Below are 15,896 nucleotides of genomic sequence, written 5' to 3' on the forward strand. Positions count from 1 at the left end.
AGCGATCAGCCTCGCCCCATCATCAGACCGTCATGAGGGCGTCGCGCACAAGCCGGGACAACTACGGCTCGCGGCGGCAACTTCCCGTGGCCATCGGCAAACTGCCGCGTTGCGCGAGGCGATACGCTTTGGCATAAAAGCCGGACCGGTTACGCCATTGGGCGATGGCGGCCGGCCTGCGGGACGTTATGAAAAACGGTCTCTATTCGATTCACGTGACCCTGCTCGATGGTCGAGCCGGCAAGGGCAGCGGCGTGATTCTTTTCCGCGACGGCAAGATCCTCGGCGGCGATGCCTACCTCTATTACACCGGCAGCTACGTGGTGAAGGACAACAACACCTTCAAAGGCGAGGTGCTGGTGCAACGACACACCTCCCCGCGAGGCGACGACAATCCGCTGTTCGGCGGCCCCGCCCCGGTCGGCATCGGCGTCAGTGGCACCTTTACGGAGACGCGCGGCGAGATGACAGGCACGGCACTGGTCGGCAAGGCAAGCCAGATCTTCGGCGCAACTCTGCACAAGCTCGCTGACGCCGATTAGCTATTCCGCGGCCTGCTCCAGCGGCGCCGTGCGCGGCAGGATGATCTGGATGCGGGTGCCGCTGCCCGGTTCGGAATCGAGATCGAGCCGCCCGCCGAGCCGGTTGGTGACGATGCTGTAGACGATGTGCAAACCAAGACCCGTGCCGCCCTGATCGCGCCGCGTCGTGAAGAACGGATCGAAAGCTCGGCGACGGACGTCGAGCGACATGCCACAGCCATTGTCGGCGAAAAGGATCTCGACATTGTCCTTGCCGGACTCCCGCACCTGGATGTCGATGGTTCCCGGCCGGCCGTCCGGAAAGGCGTGCGCCACCGAATTGAGAAACAGGTTGGTCAGCACCTGGCCGTAGGGGCCGGGATAAGAGTTCATGGTGAGATCGGGCTGGCACTCGACGTTGAGCGTCAGATTGTGCTTGCGCAGGCCCGGGCGCAGACTCATCACCACCTGCTCGGTGAGATCGCCGAGATCGAAGCTGCGCTGGTCCGAATAGTTGCGGTCGGCGGCGACCTGCTTGAACGACTGGATCAACTCGGCGGCGCGGTTGAGATTGGACACGAGCTGCGAGGACGCGTCGCGGCTGGTGTTGAGGAAGTCGTTGAGCGTCGAGCGGCGCAGCTCGCCGCGCTCGACCTCGGCAGTGAACAGCGCCGTCTTGCGCTCCAGCGCGGAGGCGACCGTGAGGCTGATGCCGACGGGGTTGTTGACCTCGTGAGCGACGCCGGCGACGAGACGCCCGAGCGCGGCGAGCTTCTCGGCCTCGATCAGCGAGGCCTGGGTCTCGCGCAGATTGCGCAGCGCGGTCTCGGCGGACTCCTTGGCCTTGCGCATCTCCTGCTCGCCGCGCTTGCGCTCGCCGATGTCGAGCGCGACGGTGACGATCCGCTCGATCTCACCGTCGGCATCGAGCAGCGGCAGCTTGTTGACCAGCCATTGCCGCATGTTGCCGGAAGCGTCCTTGTACTCCTCCTCGTAGAAGCCGAGGCCCTTGCGGATGCTGAGCACGCGCTTGTCGTTCTCGTCGGTCTTGGCCGCCCCGTAGCGCGACATCAGGTCCGCCGTGGTGCGGCCGAGCGCATCGCCCGGCTCGATGCCGAAGATGCCGGCCATGTAGCGGTTCATCAGCACGTAGCGCAGGTCGCGGTCCTTGACGTTGATCACCGCCGGCACGGTGTCGATGACCTGCTGGAGCAGGCGCCGGCCTTCGGCGATGGCGTCTTCCGCCCTCTTCTGGTCGGTGATGTCGCGCAGCGTGCCCTCGTAGCGGACGATGTTGCCCGCTTCGTCGCGCACGCCGGTGGCGCTGTCGGAGAGCCACAGGATGTTGCCGCTGCGCTGGCGCACCTGGTACTCGAATTCGCGCACCATGCCGTCGCGCGTCATCAGCCGCTGATATTCGACGCGCGCCTCGGGATGGACGTAGATGGTGTGGGCGATGTCGTTGATACTGTCGATCAGCTGCTGCGGGCTGTCATAGCCCATCATGCGCGCCAGTGCCGGATTGGCGTTGAGGAGGTCGCCGGCCGGCGTCGTGACGTAGATGCCGTCGACCGAGCCCTCAAACAATTTTCGGTAGCTCTCCTCGGCGAGGCGCTGCTCGGTGAGCGCGCGCACCGCCGCCTCGCGCGCCGTGTCGGCCTCCTCGAGCGCGCGGCGGAACACTTCGGCGGCGCGGGCAATGTCGCCGATCTCGTTGTCGAGGTCGGCGGACGGGATCGAGGTATCCTTCCGGCCCGCGGCAAGCGCGCGAATGGAACGTGCGATCTGGGCGAGCGGGCGGACCGTCCTGCGCACCACGAACAACGCCGCGCCGATACCGATGAGAACGCCGATGGTGCCGAGCACGATGCTCTGCCACCGCGCTTCCGTCAGGGTCCGGGCGAAGTCGCGCGACAGCACATGGCCGCGCCGATCGCTGACCTCGCGCAGCAATTCGGTGACGCGGCCGATCAGCCGGCCCTCGGTGCCCAGCACCTCGCGGTCGATGTCGGCGATCTGCCGCTCGCGGACGGCCACGGCCATGATGGCCTCGGCGTAATCGTTCACCGCCGACTGCAGCCTGGCATCGCCGATGTTGAATGCCCGCATGCTCTGCGCGGCCTGCTCCGCGGCGGACGGGTTGCGCGCGAGCAGCCCGAGCGCGATGCGGCTCTGCGCCTCCGACAGGCGAGCGGCCAGCTCCCGGTCGGCGGTGCCGGAGACGGCCACGTCGAAGCGGTCGCGCAGCGGCGGCAGGCCGGCAAGCAGCTGGGCGCGGCGGTCGATCAGCGTCGAGATCCGCTCCAGGCCGCTGCGGTAGGTTGCAAGCCGCTCCGTCACCCCGTCGATCATGTCCTGCTGCTCGGGTGCGAGCTCGATGCGGGTCTTCTTCAGGATGTCGCTGAGCGTCGAGGCCGCCTCGCCGACTTGCTTGAACTGGATGCCGGCGCCGGGATCGGTGACGAAGTCACGCGCGGCGAGCCGCAACTCGTTCATGCGGCGGTCGATGTCTTCGGCGAGATCGCCGACGCTCTGGAGCCGCTGCAGCTCGGCGAAGGTGGTGTCGATGTGCCGGATCGCGATCACGCTCGCGGTCGACGTGACGATGATCACCGCCAGCACCAACAGGAAGCTGCCGAACGTGAGCTGGCCGATGGAGAGCGAGAAGATTCGCTTTTTCTCAGGGATCGGCGTCAATTCGGCGGACATTGGTGATGAGCGGACCGGGCTGCTGGAAGCCCTATATACGACGTATTGCCGCCCCGGGGAAACATGCCCCGGGCCGCCGATTATCCTTAATATTGGGCCTCGGAGCCCCTTCCCCGATCTATGACGGTTTGACGCTTGCCGGCCGCCGGGCCGGAATCGTCATGGCGGCGACGCCGAGAACGACGCAGGCAAGCCCGATCCAGGCGGTCCGGCTCAGGCTCTCGCCGAGGAAGGCGACGCCGATGGCGACCCCAATGGGCACCCGCAGATAGGCCTGCGCAGTGGTGCCGACCGAGCCCAGGGTCTGGATCAGGCGGAAGTAGATCGCGAATGCCGCGGCCGTCGAGAATACGGCGAGCGCGAGCAATGCCAGCACTGAACTTTGCGACGGTGACAGCGTCCAGGGCTGCTCGACCATGAGCGAGGCCGGGATCAGGACTGCCGCCCCCGCCAGCAGCGAGCCGGCCGCGGGCGCCATTGGATCGAGGCCTTTGAAACTGCGGCCGAAGATCGCGGCGCAGGCGTAGCAGATCGTGGCGGCGACGATGGCCGCCTCCGCAAGGAGGCCGCTGCCGATATCGTGGAAGGCGTCGACGCCGACGATCAGCAGGATGCCGGCCATGCCGGCGACCACGCCGAACAGCTTTCGCGGTGTGGTCGTCTCGTGACGTGTCACCACGGCCGTGAGCAGGAAGGTGAAGACCGGGCCGGCCGAGTTGAGGATGGTGGCAAGCGCGGCGTCGACATGGCGCTCGCCCCAGGCGATCAGCGTCCAGGGGATGACGCTGTTGAGCACGGCCTGGAAGGCGAAGCGCCGCCAGGTCGCTGCGTCCGTGGGCATCCTGACGCCGCGCGCCCACATGATCGCGAGCAGCAGCAAGCCCGCGATCGTAGTCCGTGCCGCGATCAGCGTGATCGGCGGAATGGTGGCGACGCCGAGCTTGATGAAGGTGTACGAGCCGCCCCAGAGGGTTGCGAGGGCGACGAGGAGCGCGAGCTCAACTGCGATGCTGGTCTGCTGCCTTGTGTCCATGCCCCCACTCCGTCCTTCACACTGGACGGAACCTAGCGCAAGCTCGAGCCTCGATATTTCGCCCGGCGCCGAAGTGTCTCAGCCCAACGCCCCGACCTCGAACACCTCGCCGTCATAGCCGGCCTCGCGGGGGATGCGGAGCTGGCGGCCGGTTTCGGTCTTGGTCATGACGGGCATCACCGTGACGATCGACATGCCCCTGGCGTGGTCCAGCGCGGCGCCCACGCTAGCCTGCTTGGCGAGGCGGATCAGATTGCGCGTGGTCGGGAACGGCAATTTGAAGCGGCCGCTCTCGCCGCCCTCCACCGCCTCGCGCGGCGACACCCAGATCGAATCCGTCGACTCCCGGCCGTCATGGGCGCCGAGCTGATCGGGCGGTGCGGCGGCGAGGAAGAACCAGGTGTCGAAGCGTTTCGGCATGCCCTCCGGCGTGATCCAGTGCGCGTAGGGCACGAGCGTGTCCAGCGCGAGCTGGAGGCCGTTGTCATCGAGAATTTTCAGGAAGCTGATCTTGTGCTCGTTGAGCGCTATGCGATGCGCATCGGCAAGCTCGCCGGCACGCCTGGCATCGACAGGCGTACCCGTCCCCTTCGCGCGCGCCAGCAGGATGCCGCTCTCCTCGAAGGTCTCGCGAATCGCGGCGATGCGAAAACCACGATCCGCCTCGCTGAGGCCCTCGCCGCCCGAATAGAGGTCTGAGCGCGCGACGATCTCGTTGTCGCCGGCATCGACGCTGCCGCCAGGGAACACCAGCGCGCCCGAGTTGAACTCGATCTGATGATGGCGGACCATCATGAAGACCTCGATCTCGCCGCGGCCCTTGCCGTCGGCCTTCTCGCCGTCGCGCAGCAGCAGGATCGTCGAGGCCGGGCGCGATGCTGATGTCTCGGCCATGCAACTAACCTGCGGCGCTGGATTGCGGGCCGAGATTGGCGCGCTTGTCGACCCGGGCGACGCGCGACAGCAGGTACTCGACCTCAGCCTTCGCCGTCGCCGTGATGGTCGCACCGGGCTTGCGCTGGGCGCTGGAGGCGATGATGCCGCGCTTCTGCAGCACGTATTTGCGGATGGTCAGGCCGACGCCGGGCTGCTGCTCGTAACGGATCAGCGGCAGATGGGCGTCGAACAGATCATGCGCGGCGTCGCGCTTGCCGGCCTTGGAGAGGTTCACGACGTCGATCAGAAGCTCCGGGAAGGCGTAGCCGGTCATGGCGCCGTCGGCGCCGCGCTCCATCTCGAAGTCCAGGAACGTGCCGCCATTGCCGCACAGGATCGAGAGCGGACGGAGCGAGCCGTCCTTCTGGAAGCCGCGCAGGGTCGTGATCTTCTCCAGCCCCGGCCAGTCCTCGTGCTTGAGCATCACGCAGTTCGGATTGTCCATGACGATCTTGCGGATCACGGCGGGCGTGAACACCACCGAGAGGGTCAGCGGATAGTCTTGCAGCACCCAGGGAATGTCGGGCCCGATGGCCTCGGCCGCCTGCTTGAAATAGCCGGTGATCTGGTCGTCGGTGCGCAAGGATGGCGGCGGCGCGATCATCACGCCGGCCGCGCCCGCGTCCATCGAGGCCTTCGCCAGTGATCGCATGGTGGCAAAGCCCGGCGCGGAGACGCCGACGATCACCTGCATGGTCTTGGCGCGCTTGACGAAGCGCACCGCGACCTGCTCGGCCTCGGTGGCATCGAGCTTCGGCGCCTCGCCGAGGATGCCCAGCACCGTGACGCCGTCGCAGCCGACCTCCTCGTAGAAATCGGTCAGGCGGTCGATCGAGCGCTCGTCGATCCGGCCGTCGTCGTGGAACGGCGTCGGCGCGATTGCGAAGGTGCCCTTGGCGTCGGCGGTGAGTTTCATCGTGGTCCTTGTTTCTCTCTGTCGATGGCTAAAACCTTCGCGCGCCCATCTTGATCTGCTCCTCGGAGAAGAAGATCTCCTTGGCATGATCGGCGATGTCCCGGGCGTTCCAGCCCGTGTGCGGCGGTTTCCAGCCTTCCATTTCCATCATCCGCATCTCGCGCACGCCGCGGGGCCCGGACACGCCCAACACCTTGCCAGTCTGGTCGCCCGACAAGTCGCTGACCATGTATAGCACGGCCGGCGCGATGCCGTCCGGCCCCAGCGCGGCACCCGGGTTCTCCTTATAGCGGGGCAGGTCTGCGGTCATGCGGGTCAGGGCGCCCGGCGCCAGCGTCCAGATCCGGATGTTGTACTTGCGGCCCTCGATCGCCAGCACGTTGGAGAGGCCCCAGATGCCGCCCTTGGCCGCGCCGTAATTGGTCTGGCCGAAATTGCCGATCAGGCCTGAGGTCGAGGCGGTGTTGACGATGACGCCGCCGCCATTTTCCCGCATCCAGCGAAACACCGGCATGGTGCAACAGAAGGTGCCCTTCAGATGCACCTTGATGACCTTGTCCCAATCGGCCTCGCTGGCCTTGTGAAAGGTCTGGTCGCGCAGGATGCCGGCATTGTTGACGAGGATGTCGGCACGGCCGAAATGCTTGATGGCGTCGTCGAACACCGACTGGCCGCCTTCCATGGTGGAGATATCGGCACCGTTGGCGACCGCCTTGCCGCCTTCGGCTGTGATCGCGTCCACCACGAGCTGCGCCATCGACTTGTCGGCGCCGGAGCCGTCACGGGGCCCACCAAGATCGTTGACGACGACCGAGGCCCCTTCCCGCGCGAACAGCTTCGCGTAGGCCTCACCGAGCCCGCCGCCCGCGCCGGTGATCAGCGCGACCTTGCCGTCGAGTAGTCCCATGGTGGCTTCTCCCTGCTTGTTCTTGTTCTCTCGTGTCCCGGACGCGATCCAGCGTGCAACGCTGCTTCGCGTCCGGGGCAAGAGACCGTCTTAACCCAGCACCGTCTTGCCGTTCCTGATCACCGTCACCCCGCGCGACTTCACCTTGGCTTCGAAGGAGATGACGTTGCCGTCCTTCCAGAGGTCCATGGTGACGGTCTCGCCGGGATAGACCGGCGAGGAGAACCGCGCGACGTGCTGGCGGAAGGCGCTCGCGTCGTAATCGGCATAGGTCTGCAGCACGCCGCGGCAGGTGATGCCATAGGTGCACATGCCGTGCAGGATCGGGCGCGGGAAGCCGGCCTTTTTCGCGAACTCTGGATCGGAGTGCAGCGGATTGCGATCGCCGCAGAGGCGATAGACCAGCGCCTGGTCGGGACGCGTGGTGATGTCGATGGTCTTGTCGGGGCTGCGCGCGGGGATCTTGTGCGGATCGGGCTGGGCCAAGCTCGGCCCGCCGAAGCCGCCGTCGCCGCGGGCGAAGCGCGAGGCGACCAGCGTTGCGAGCTTCTCGCCCTTCTCGTTCTTGAGCACGGTCTGGTGCGCGATTACGACGCCCTTGTCCTTGCCCTTGTCGTAGACCTCGACGACGGAGGAGTCGGCGGTGATGTGGGCCGCGACCGGCAGCGGCTGGTGGAAGGTGATGTCGCGCTCGCCGTCGACGACCATGACGCGGTTGAGGTTCATCTCGCCCGGACCCGCACCCCACGCGGCGACGGAGGCAAAGGTCGGCACCACCTTCAGCGGCCGCGGCGTCAGCGTGCCCTCGTTGACGAAGGCGAGCTCGTTCTCGTCCATGGGATCGGCGCAGAGGCCGATGCCGTAGGCGTAGAGCATCACTTCGCGATCGCCGTAGGCATATTTCTGGCCGAGGTTCTTGAGGGCTTTGAGCTCTTCGTATCTGGCGGACATTTTTTGTTTCCTTCCCGGTTCTTTTCGCGGGCGGCGGCGCCTGTTGATGCGCCCTCTCCCCTTGTGGGAGAGGGCTACGCGGTGCCGGCCACATACTCGTTTGGGTGAGGGGTTGGCTCCGCAGGAAAAGTCTTTCCGCTGAGCGATACCCCTCATCCGGCGCTTCGCGCCACCTTCTCCCACAAGGGGAGAAGGGAAGAATCTACGCCGGCGTGAAGAACGGCAGCGGGGCGCCGTCGGTCGGCTTGAACACCACTTTGACCTTCTGGCCGATCTTGAGCTTTTCGAAATCGCAATCGACGAAATTGGTCTGCACCGACGGCCCCTCCTTCAGCGTGACGTAGCCGATCGCATAGGGGCCGGTCGGCGACTTCCGCATCAAGCTGTAAGTGTAGATGGTGCCCTCGCCCGACGCCTCTTCCCACACTGTCTTGTCGGAGTAGCAGAACGGGCAGATCGAGCGCGGGAAGTAATGCGCTTCGCCGCACGCGGTGCAGCGCTTGATCATGAACTTGCCCGCTTTCGCCGCATCCCAGAACGCAGCGGTCTCCGGATTCGTCACCGGTGCCGGATATTTCTTCGCTTCGGTCATCACACGCGCTCCAGAATGGCCGTCGAGGCGGCGTGGCGAACACCCAGAAGGCCGCCGGTGCCGTGGGCGATGGCGAGATCGCAATTCTTGACCTGCACCTTCGGATGCGCCTCGCCGCGCAGCTGCCGCACGGCCTCGATGATCTTGGTCATGCCGCCGCGGTTGACGGGATGGTTGCTGCAAAGGCCGCCGCCATCGGTGTTGAAGGGCAGCTTGCCGACACCCGAAATGAGGTTGCCGTCGGCGACGAACTTGCCGCCCTCGCCTTTCTTGCAGAAGCCGAGGTCTTCGAGCTGCATCAGCACCGTGATGGTGAAGCTGTCGTAGATCGAGGCGTATTTGATGTCCTGCGGCGTGATGCCGGCTTCCTCGAACGCACGCGGGCCGGACCAGATGCCGGCAGAGTAAGTGAGATCGAGATCCTTGCCGCCGCGGGGGCCCTTCATGGCTTCGCCATGGCCGATCAGCTTGACAAGCGGCTTCTTCAGGCTCCTGGCGATCTCGGGCGTGGTGACGATCAGCGCGCCGCCGCCATCGGAGACGACGCAGCAATCCATGCGATGCAGGGGATCGGAGATCATCGGCGAGTTCAGCACGTCCTCGACGGTCACGACGTCCTTGAGCATCGCATGCGGATTGTACTGCGCATGGTGCGAGGCCGCGACCTTGATCCAGGCGAGCTGTTCGCTCGTGGTACCATAGTCGTGCATATGGCGCATGGCACACATGCCATAGGCATTGTGCGTGGTCGCGCCGTAAGCCAACTCGAAATCCGCCTCGGCGCCGGATGCGCGTGGCGGCATCGCGCCGGTGCGCGGCTTGCCGGCCAGCGTGATCAGCGCGATCGAGCACTTGCCCGCCGCGATGGCTTCAGCGGCATGGCCGAGATGGATGATGTAGGAACAGCCGCCGGTCTCGGTGGAATCGACGTGGCGGAGCTTCTTGGTGTTGAGACCGAGATAATCGACCATCGGCCAGGCGCCGCCGGGCGCGTCGCCCGCGCAGAAATAGCCGTCGACATCGTCCTTGCTGATCCCGGCATCCTCGATCGCGCCCTTGGCGACCTCGGCATGGAGCTGCGCGGTGGATTTGTCCGGCGCATGCCGGGTCGGGTGTTCGTAGATCCCGGCAATGTAGGCCTTGCCCTTGATGGTCAAAACAGAGGTCTCCGCTCGCGTTTCTTATTGCCCCGTTTTTCTGAACCGCGTGGACTGGATTGGCAAGCGCGGAAATATTCCGTCGGGCGAGAGGGCAGCGGGTTGGCGCAAGTGCGGCGATGATGATCGAGCTCACAGCGGCCGCGGCGATCCCATTTTTGAAAAACAACCCCATGCACAGTAGAATGGGGATTGATTTCACATCAGAATTTCCATGGCCGACAAAGCGACTTGGCCAGCTCATCATGCCTTCGCTGCTTGCACGGCGGATTAGCCGAAGGCGTAAATCCGCAACGTCGATCGTTGCACAGGATGGCGGATTACGCTGCGCTAATCCGCCCTACGAAACCGCCCTACTCCCACCATCTGCCTCGGCGCGGGCGGCACGCTTTGCCCACCCGACTGCTACGAGAAAGCGTCGCCCCGTAGGTACTGCGTTGCGACTTGCCCATCCTACGATCTGGTCAATTCAGCTGCAGAGCAAGGAGCTTTGAAATCTTTGCTTCCGCCGCTCCCGCACCGTACAGGCCATCGCTCTCCAAGAGTTGCATGTCATCATAGCCTGAAAGTGGCTCGGACACGCTGCGAAGCGGTTCGTCGTTCAGGTACCGCACCAGCCAGGCTTTTCTTGATATCGGATCTCGCCTGACAAAGTCGGGGATTGGCCAATCTTTCCGATGCCAATTGGGCACCTTGCCGATGACCAACCACCGGCCCTCAATCAGCCCAAGGTCTCCAAAGCGGATTTTGGCCACAGCGAGATTGGGATGAAGGTCATCAAGCGTTGCCGACGCCGACGTTTCGAGACGCGCGCCGAAAAAATATCCCAGCAGAACCCTGCCCCCGCGGGGCGACCGGGCAACGACTCCACGCGCAAATCCACCGTTTCGAAGCGGCATTGCGAATATGGAGCCTTCTTCGTAGGGCAGCTTCATCTGCATTCATGGAACAGGCGTCCCGGATTCCGCTGCGCTCGATCCGGGCTACTGGACGTCTTAAGGTGGGCAAAGCGAAGTGTGCCCACGTCTTCTTCGTAATCAATGGCGAGATGGTGGGCACGGCGCAAGTGCGCCTTTGCCCACCCTACGAGTCCGTCTACTCCGCCGCGATCTGCCGCGGCGCGGGCGGCGGGTTCGCCAAGTCCGCGGCGAGTTGCGCGTAACGCGCTTTCGCATCTGCCACCGCCTTTTCCTTCACCGGGCCGTAGCCGCGGATGCGGTCGGGCAGTGACAGAAGTTCGACGGCGGTATCGATCGTGACCGGCGACAGCAGGCCGAGAACGGTGGCGACGTCCTTCTCGTAGCCGACGATCAGATCGCGTTCGAGCTTGCGGTCGGGGCTGCGGCCGAAGATGTCAAGCGCCGTGCCGCGCAGGAATTTGAGTTTCGCAAGTACGCCGAAGACGTTGAGCATCCACGGGCCGAAGGCGCGCTTCTTCGGGCGGCCCAGCGCGTCGAGGCCGCCACCGAGGATCGGCGGGGCCAGGTTGAAGTTGAACGTGAAGTCGCCCTCGAACTGATCGCGGAGCTGTTTTTGGAAAGCGCCGTCGGTGTAGAGGCGCGCGACTTCGTATTCGTCCTTGTAGGCCAAGAGCTTGGCGTAGTTCACTGCGACCGCGCGCGGCAGCGCATCGCCATATCCGCCCTTCACCGCGGCATCGCGCACCTGGTCGACCAGCTTGCGATAACGCTTGGCGAGGCGCCCGTTCTGATAGGCGGTCAGGTGTTTGGCGCGATGCTCGATGACCTCGTCGAGCGTCATCGCGTCCAGCGTCTTCGGCGCAACCACCTCGTCGGTGCCCTTGAGCATGTCAGCAAGGCGCTGGGGATCGGCGACCGCGAGGCGGCCGAGGCGGAAGGCCTCCTTGTTCATCTTGATCGAGACCCCGTTGATCTCGATGGCCTGCTCGATCGCTTCCGCCGACAGCGGGAACAGGCCCTTCTGATAGGCATAGCCCATCATCATCATGTTGGTGGCGATGGCATCGCCGAGCAACTGCTCGGCCGGCTTGGTGAAATCGAAGAACACCGAGTCCTTGTGCAGCGCCGTCTCCAGCAATCCATTCAGCTTCCGGGTCTGGAAATTGAAGTCGCGATTGAGGACGAAATCGGCGGTGGGAATGACGTGGCTGTTGATGATGCCGCGGGTGCGGCTGGTGTCGCAGAGCGAGATGGTGTCCTTGGCGACCGCAACCACCTCGTCGGCGGCAAGCACGAGATCAGCCGTGCCGGTGACGATGCGCGAGCATGTCACCTCCGCCGGATGATCCGACAGCCGCACGTGGCTGAGCACGGCCCCGCCCTTCTGCGCGAGGCCCGACATGTCGAGGATCATCGAGGCCTTGCCCTCGATATGGGCGGCCATGCCGAGCAGCGCGCCGATGGTGAGAACGCCGGTGCCGCCGACACCGCCGACCGCGATGTTGTAGGGCTTGTCGAGCGTCGGCCGCGAGGCCGGCTCCGGAATCGCACCGATATCAGAGAGATCGGCCGGCGCGCGGTGACGGGGCTTGCCGCCGTCGACGGTGACGAAGGACGGGCAAAAACCCTTCACACAGGAATAGTCCTTGTTGCAGGACGACTGGTTGATGGCGCGCTTGCGGCCGAACTCGGTCTCCAGCGGCTCGACCGAGATGCAGTTCGACTGCACCGAGCAATCGCCGCAGCCCTCGCAGACGGCCGGGTTGATCATGACGCGGCGCGCCGGATCCTCCATCAGGCCGCGCTTGCGGCGGCGGCGCTTCTCGGCGGCGCAGGTCTGGACGAACACGATCGCCGATGTGCCTTGGTGCTCCCGGCACATCTTCATGACGTTCTGCAGCTCGTCGCGATGATACAGCTTCACGCCCGGCGCGATGCTGTCCGAGGGATAGGCATCGGGCGTCTCGGAGACCAGATAGATCTCGCGGATGCCTTCGGCGTGGAGCTGGAAGGTGATCTGCTGCGGCGAGAGATCGCCGTCGTGGCGCTGGCCGCCGGTCATGGCGACGGCGTCGTTGTAGAGGATCTTGTAGGTGATGTTGGTCTTGGACGCGACCGCCTGGCGGATGGCGAGAAGGCCGGAGTGGAAATAGGTGCCGTCGCCGAGATTGGCGAAGATGTGGTTCTCGTTGGTGAAGGGTGCGATGCCGACCCACGGCACGCCCTCGCCGCCCATATGGGTGAAGGTCTCGGTCGAGCGGTCCATCCACAGCGCCATGAAATGGCAGCCGATGCCGGCGAGCGCGCGGCTGCCTTCGGGAACCTTGGTGGAGGTGTTGTGGGGACAGCCGGAACAGAAATACGGGGTGCGGGAGACAGGCGGGACCGCCTGCATCTGGCTCGCCTGACGGCCGTTGAACCAGTCGGCCTTGGCGCGGAGCATCTCTTTGATCTCGGGGTTGAGATCGAGCTTGAGAAGTCGCTCGGTCAGCGAGGTCGCAAGCGAGGCGACGCTGAGCTCGGCGGAGAAGGTCAGGAAGCGCTTGTCGTGCTCGTCCATCTTGCCCACGATGCGCGGGCGGACGTCGTCGCGCCAGTTGAACAGCTCCTGCTTGACCTGGTTCTCGACGATCTCGCGGCGCTCTTCGACGATGAAGATCTCTTCGAGCCCGACCGCGAACTGGCGCACGCCTTCCGGTTCCAGCGGCCAGGGCATCCCGATCTTGTAGAGACGAAGGCCGATCCTGGCGGCGACCTCTTCGGTGATGCCGAGCTCGCGCAGCGCCTGGCGGACATCCTCGTAGCTCTTGCCCGACGCCATGATGCCGAAACGGGCGTTCGGCGAATCCATGGTGATGCGGTTGACCTTGTTGGCGCGCGCGAAGGCGATCGCGGCAAAGCCTTTGTAGTCCTGCAGGCGGCGGTCCTGCTCGAAGCGGTCGTCGGGCCAGCGCAAATTGAGGCCACCCTGCGGCATCTCGAAATCGGTCGGGATGATGAACGGCTTCATCTCGTCGCTGAGATCGATCTCGGCGGTGGTCTCCACCGTCTCCGTGATCACCTTCATGCCGACCCAGCAGCCCGAATAGCGCGACATCGCGATGCCGAGCAGGCCCATCTCGATCATCTCGTGGATGCTCGAGGGATACAGATACGGCATCAGCGCCGACATGAAGGCATGGTCGGACTGATGCGGCACGGTGGAGGATTTCGCACCGTGGTCGTCACCGGCAAGGCACAGCACGCCGCCGTTCTTGGCGGAACCCGCCGCATTGCCGTGGCGGAACACGTCGCCGCAGCGGTCGACGCCGGGGCCCTTGCCGTACCAGATGCCGACCACGCCGTCGTATTTGGCGCCGGGCGAGAGGTTGAGCTGCTGCGAGCCCCAAACGGCGGTGGCCGCCAGATCCTCGTTCACGCCGGGCTGGAACTTGATGTTGTACTGTTCGAGGTGCTTTCGCGCGGCGAACAGCTGCTGGTCGTAGCCGCCGAGCGGCGAGCCGCGATAACCGGAGATGAAGCCTGCGGTGTTGAGCCCCGCCGCGCGGTCGCGCCGGATCTGGGCCATGGGCAGGCGAACCAGGGCCTGGATGCCCGTGGTGAAGACGTGCCCGGTCTCCTGGGTGTATTTTTGATCAAGACTGATCGGACCCTGGTTGATGCCCATGCCGTCCTCTTTCATCGCCCTGTTCGGGTCTTGCTGGCTTAAGCCGTTGCCGTCCCGTTATTTTTAGCTAGGGCGCGCCGACCAATCTCGCCACTCTATGTCGGATATTTCGCGATCCGCATCACAAATCTGGACCAAAGGGGGCGTCGGGTAAAAATCGCAACTTCGTGGCCTGAAACACGCATGCCGTTTTCAATTTGTGTCACCATACCCCCACTGTTGCGAAATGAACTGATGCCCCTGTCGTGCCGGACGCGGGCGATTGGTCGCAGGAGAGCCTTTCGATGCGGACGATTCTGGCTGGCTCCGCTCTTGCCGGTCTGGCGTTGTGCAGTGCGGTTGCAAGCGTGGCCCGCGCCGCCGAACCCTCGCCGGAACTGATCGCCTACGGCAAGACGCTGGTCGAGGCCGGCGACTGCGCAGGCTGCCACACCGCCGATCCGGCAAAACCGTTCGCGGGCGGCAAGCGCATCGACACGCCGTTCGGCGCGATCTATTCGCCGAACCTGACCCCGGACCGCGACACCGGGATCGGCGCCTGGCTGGATGCCGATTTCGTGCGCGCGGTGCGCACCGGTATCGCGCCCGACGGCTCGAACTATTACCCGGCCTTTCCTTATCCCTACTTCACGAAGATGACGAAGGACGACACGCTGGCGATCCGCGCCTATCTCGGCACGCTTGCGCCCGTCATCAGCCGCAACAAGCCGCCGGAGCTGCGCTGGCCGTTCGGCTATCGCGGCCTGATGCGGGTCTGGAACGCGATGTATTTCAAGCCCGGCCTGTTCGAGCCGGATCAGGGCAAGAGCGCGGCCTGGAACAGAGGCGGCTATCTCGTCACCGGGCTCGGTCATTGCGGCGCCTGCCACACGCCGAAGAATTATTTCGGCGCGGACAAGAGCGCGCAAGCTCTGTCAGGCAATGAGGTCGGCGGCTGGTACGCGCCGCGGCTCGATGGCGCCGCGCGCACGGGGTTGCAGTCGTGGAGAGAGGCCGACATCACCGAATATCTGCAGAGCGGACGCAATGCGAGGAGCCATGCCGGCGGACCGATGGCGGAGGTCGTCGTCAATTCGACCTCGAAGATGAGCGATGCCGATGTGCGCGCCATCGCGGTCTACCTGAAAAGCCTGCCGCCGGCGCGGCGCGAGAGCATCGTGACGGCGCCTGACGAGGCCGAAATGAAGGCCGGCCAGGCGGTCTACGCAAAGCTCTGCATCGCCTGCCATGAAGCCGACGGCTCGGGAGCGCCGCGCATCTATCCGCCGCTGCCCGGCAATGCGCTGCTGCAATCGGTCAATCCGTCCTCCACCTTGCGCATCATTCTCGACGGCGCCCACACCGTGACCACCCCGCGCGCGCCCAACACCGGCGAGATGCCGCCCTATGCCAAGCTGTCCAATGAGGAGATCGCGGCGGTGACGAACTACATCCGCAATTCCTGGGGCAACGCCGCGCCGCTGGTGACGGCGGCGCAGGCGGCGAAGGCGAGGAAAGAGGAGTAATTCCATCCACGTCATTGCGAGGCGCCCTTGCGACGAAGCAATCCAGACTGCCTCCGCGGAAAGACCCTGGACTGCTTCGCTG

At 65.0% G+C, this 15,896-nt stretch carries 12 protein-coding genes; 2 read left to right on the top strand and 10 right to left on the bottom strand.

All coding sequences use genetic code 11. The annotated features are described in order from the left end of the window. The first annotated feature begins 188 nt into the window (after positions 1 to 188). Positions 189 to 542 (top strand): GrlR family regulatory protein, encoded by a 354-nt coding sequence (locus tag CIT40_RS20370; RefSeq protein ID WP_162307877.1) that lies wholly within the window; start codon positions 189 to 191, stop codon positions 540 to 542. Here the strand turns inward: CIT40_RS20370 and CIT40_RS20375 are convergent, their stop codons facing one another. The 10 genes from CIT40_RS20375 to CIT40_RS20420 all read right to left on the bottom strand — a co-directional run bounded on the left by CIT40_RS20375 (position 543) and on the right by CIT40_RS20420 (position 14,309). After that, the gene (locus tag CIT40_RS20375) at positions 543 to 3,230 is read right to left on the bottom strand and encodes a PAS domain S-box protein (RefSeq protein ID WP_094892030.1); all 2,688 of its coding nucleotides are present in this window, start codon (positions 3,228 to 3,230) and stop codon (positions 543 to 545) included. Between the two features lie 118 nt (positions 3,231 to 3,348). After that, positions 3,349 to 4,263, bottom strand: a complete 915-nt coding sequence (locus CIT40_RS20380; RefSeq protein WP_094892031.1) for a DMT family transporter — start codon at positions 4,261 to 4,263, stop codon at positions 3,349 to 3,351. A gap of 78 nt (positions 4,264 to 4,341) precedes the next feature. After that, the gene (locus tag CIT40_RS20385) at positions 4,342 to 5,157 is read right to left on the bottom strand and encodes an NUDIX hydrolase (protein WP_094892032.1); all 816 of its coding nucleotides are present in this window, start codon (positions 5,155 to 5,157) and stop codon (positions 4,342 to 4,344) included. Between the two features lie 4 nt (positions 5,158 to 5,161). Further along, entirely contained in the window at positions 5,162 to 6,115 is a 954-nt protein-coding gene (locus CIT40_RS20390; protein WP_094892033.1) for a dihydrodipicolinate synthase family protein, read from the bottom strand. 28 nt (positions 6,116 to 6,143) lie between these two features. Then, positions 6,144 to 7,022: an SDR family oxidoreductase gene (locus CIT40_RS20395; protein ID WP_094892034.1), complete on the bottom strand. Its 879-nt coding sequence runs from the start codon at positions 7,020 to 7,022 to the stop codon at positions 6,144 to 6,146. Positions 7,023 to 7,112: 90 nt separating this feature from the next. After that, positions 7,113 to 7,973 (bottom strand): MaoC/PaaZ C-terminal domain-containing protein, encoded by an 861-nt coding sequence (locus CIT40_RS20400; RefSeq protein ID WP_162307586.1) that lies wholly within the window; start codon positions 7,971 to 7,973, stop codon positions 7,113 to 7,115. Positions 7,974 to 8,175: 202 nt separating this feature from the next. Beyond that, positions 8,176 to 8,565, bottom strand: coding sequence for a Zn-ribbon domain-containing OB-fold protein (locus tag CIT40_RS20405; protein WP_094892036.1), 390 nt, complete (start codon positions 8,563 to 8,565; stop codon positions 8,176 to 8,178). Continuing rightward, entirely contained in the window at positions 8,565 to 9,722 is a 1,158-nt protein-coding gene (locus tag CIT40_RS20410) for a thiolase domain-containing protein (RefSeq protein ID WP_094892037.1), read from the bottom strand. Before CIT40_RS20410 ends, CIT40_RS20405 begins: the two co-directional genes overlap by 1 nt. A gap of 464 nt (positions 9,723 to 10,186) precedes the next feature. Beyond that, positions 10,187 to 10,657, bottom strand: a complete 471-nt coding sequence (locus CIT40_RS20415; protein ID WP_162307587.1) for an immunity 26/phosphotriesterase HocA family protein — start codon at positions 10,655 to 10,657, stop codon at positions 10,187 to 10,189. A gap of 160 nt (positions 10,658 to 10,817) precedes the next feature. Beyond that, entirely contained in the window at positions 10,818 to 14,309 is a 3,492-nt protein-coding gene (locus CIT40_RS20420) for an indolepyruvate ferredoxin oxidoreductase family protein (RefSeq protein ID WP_094892039.1), read from the bottom strand. A 284-nt stretch (positions 14,310 to 14,593) separates the two neighbouring features. Between CIT40_RS20420 and CIT40_RS20425 the strand changes: the two genes are divergently transcribed. Further along, positions 14,594 to 15,814 (top strand): cytochrome c, encoded by a 1,221-nt coding sequence (locus CIT40_RS20425; RefSeq protein ID WP_094892072.1) that lies wholly within the window; start codon positions 14,594 to 14,596, stop codon positions 15,812 to 15,814. The last annotated feature ends 82 nt before the right edge of the window (positions 15,815 to 15,896 follow it).

It is taken from the genome of Bradyrhizobium amphicarpaeae (assembly GCF_002266435.3).
GTDB classification, from domain to species: Bacteria; Pseudomonadota; Alphaproteobacteria; order Rhizobiales; family Xanthobacteraceae; genus Bradyrhizobium; species Bradyrhizobium amphicarpaeae.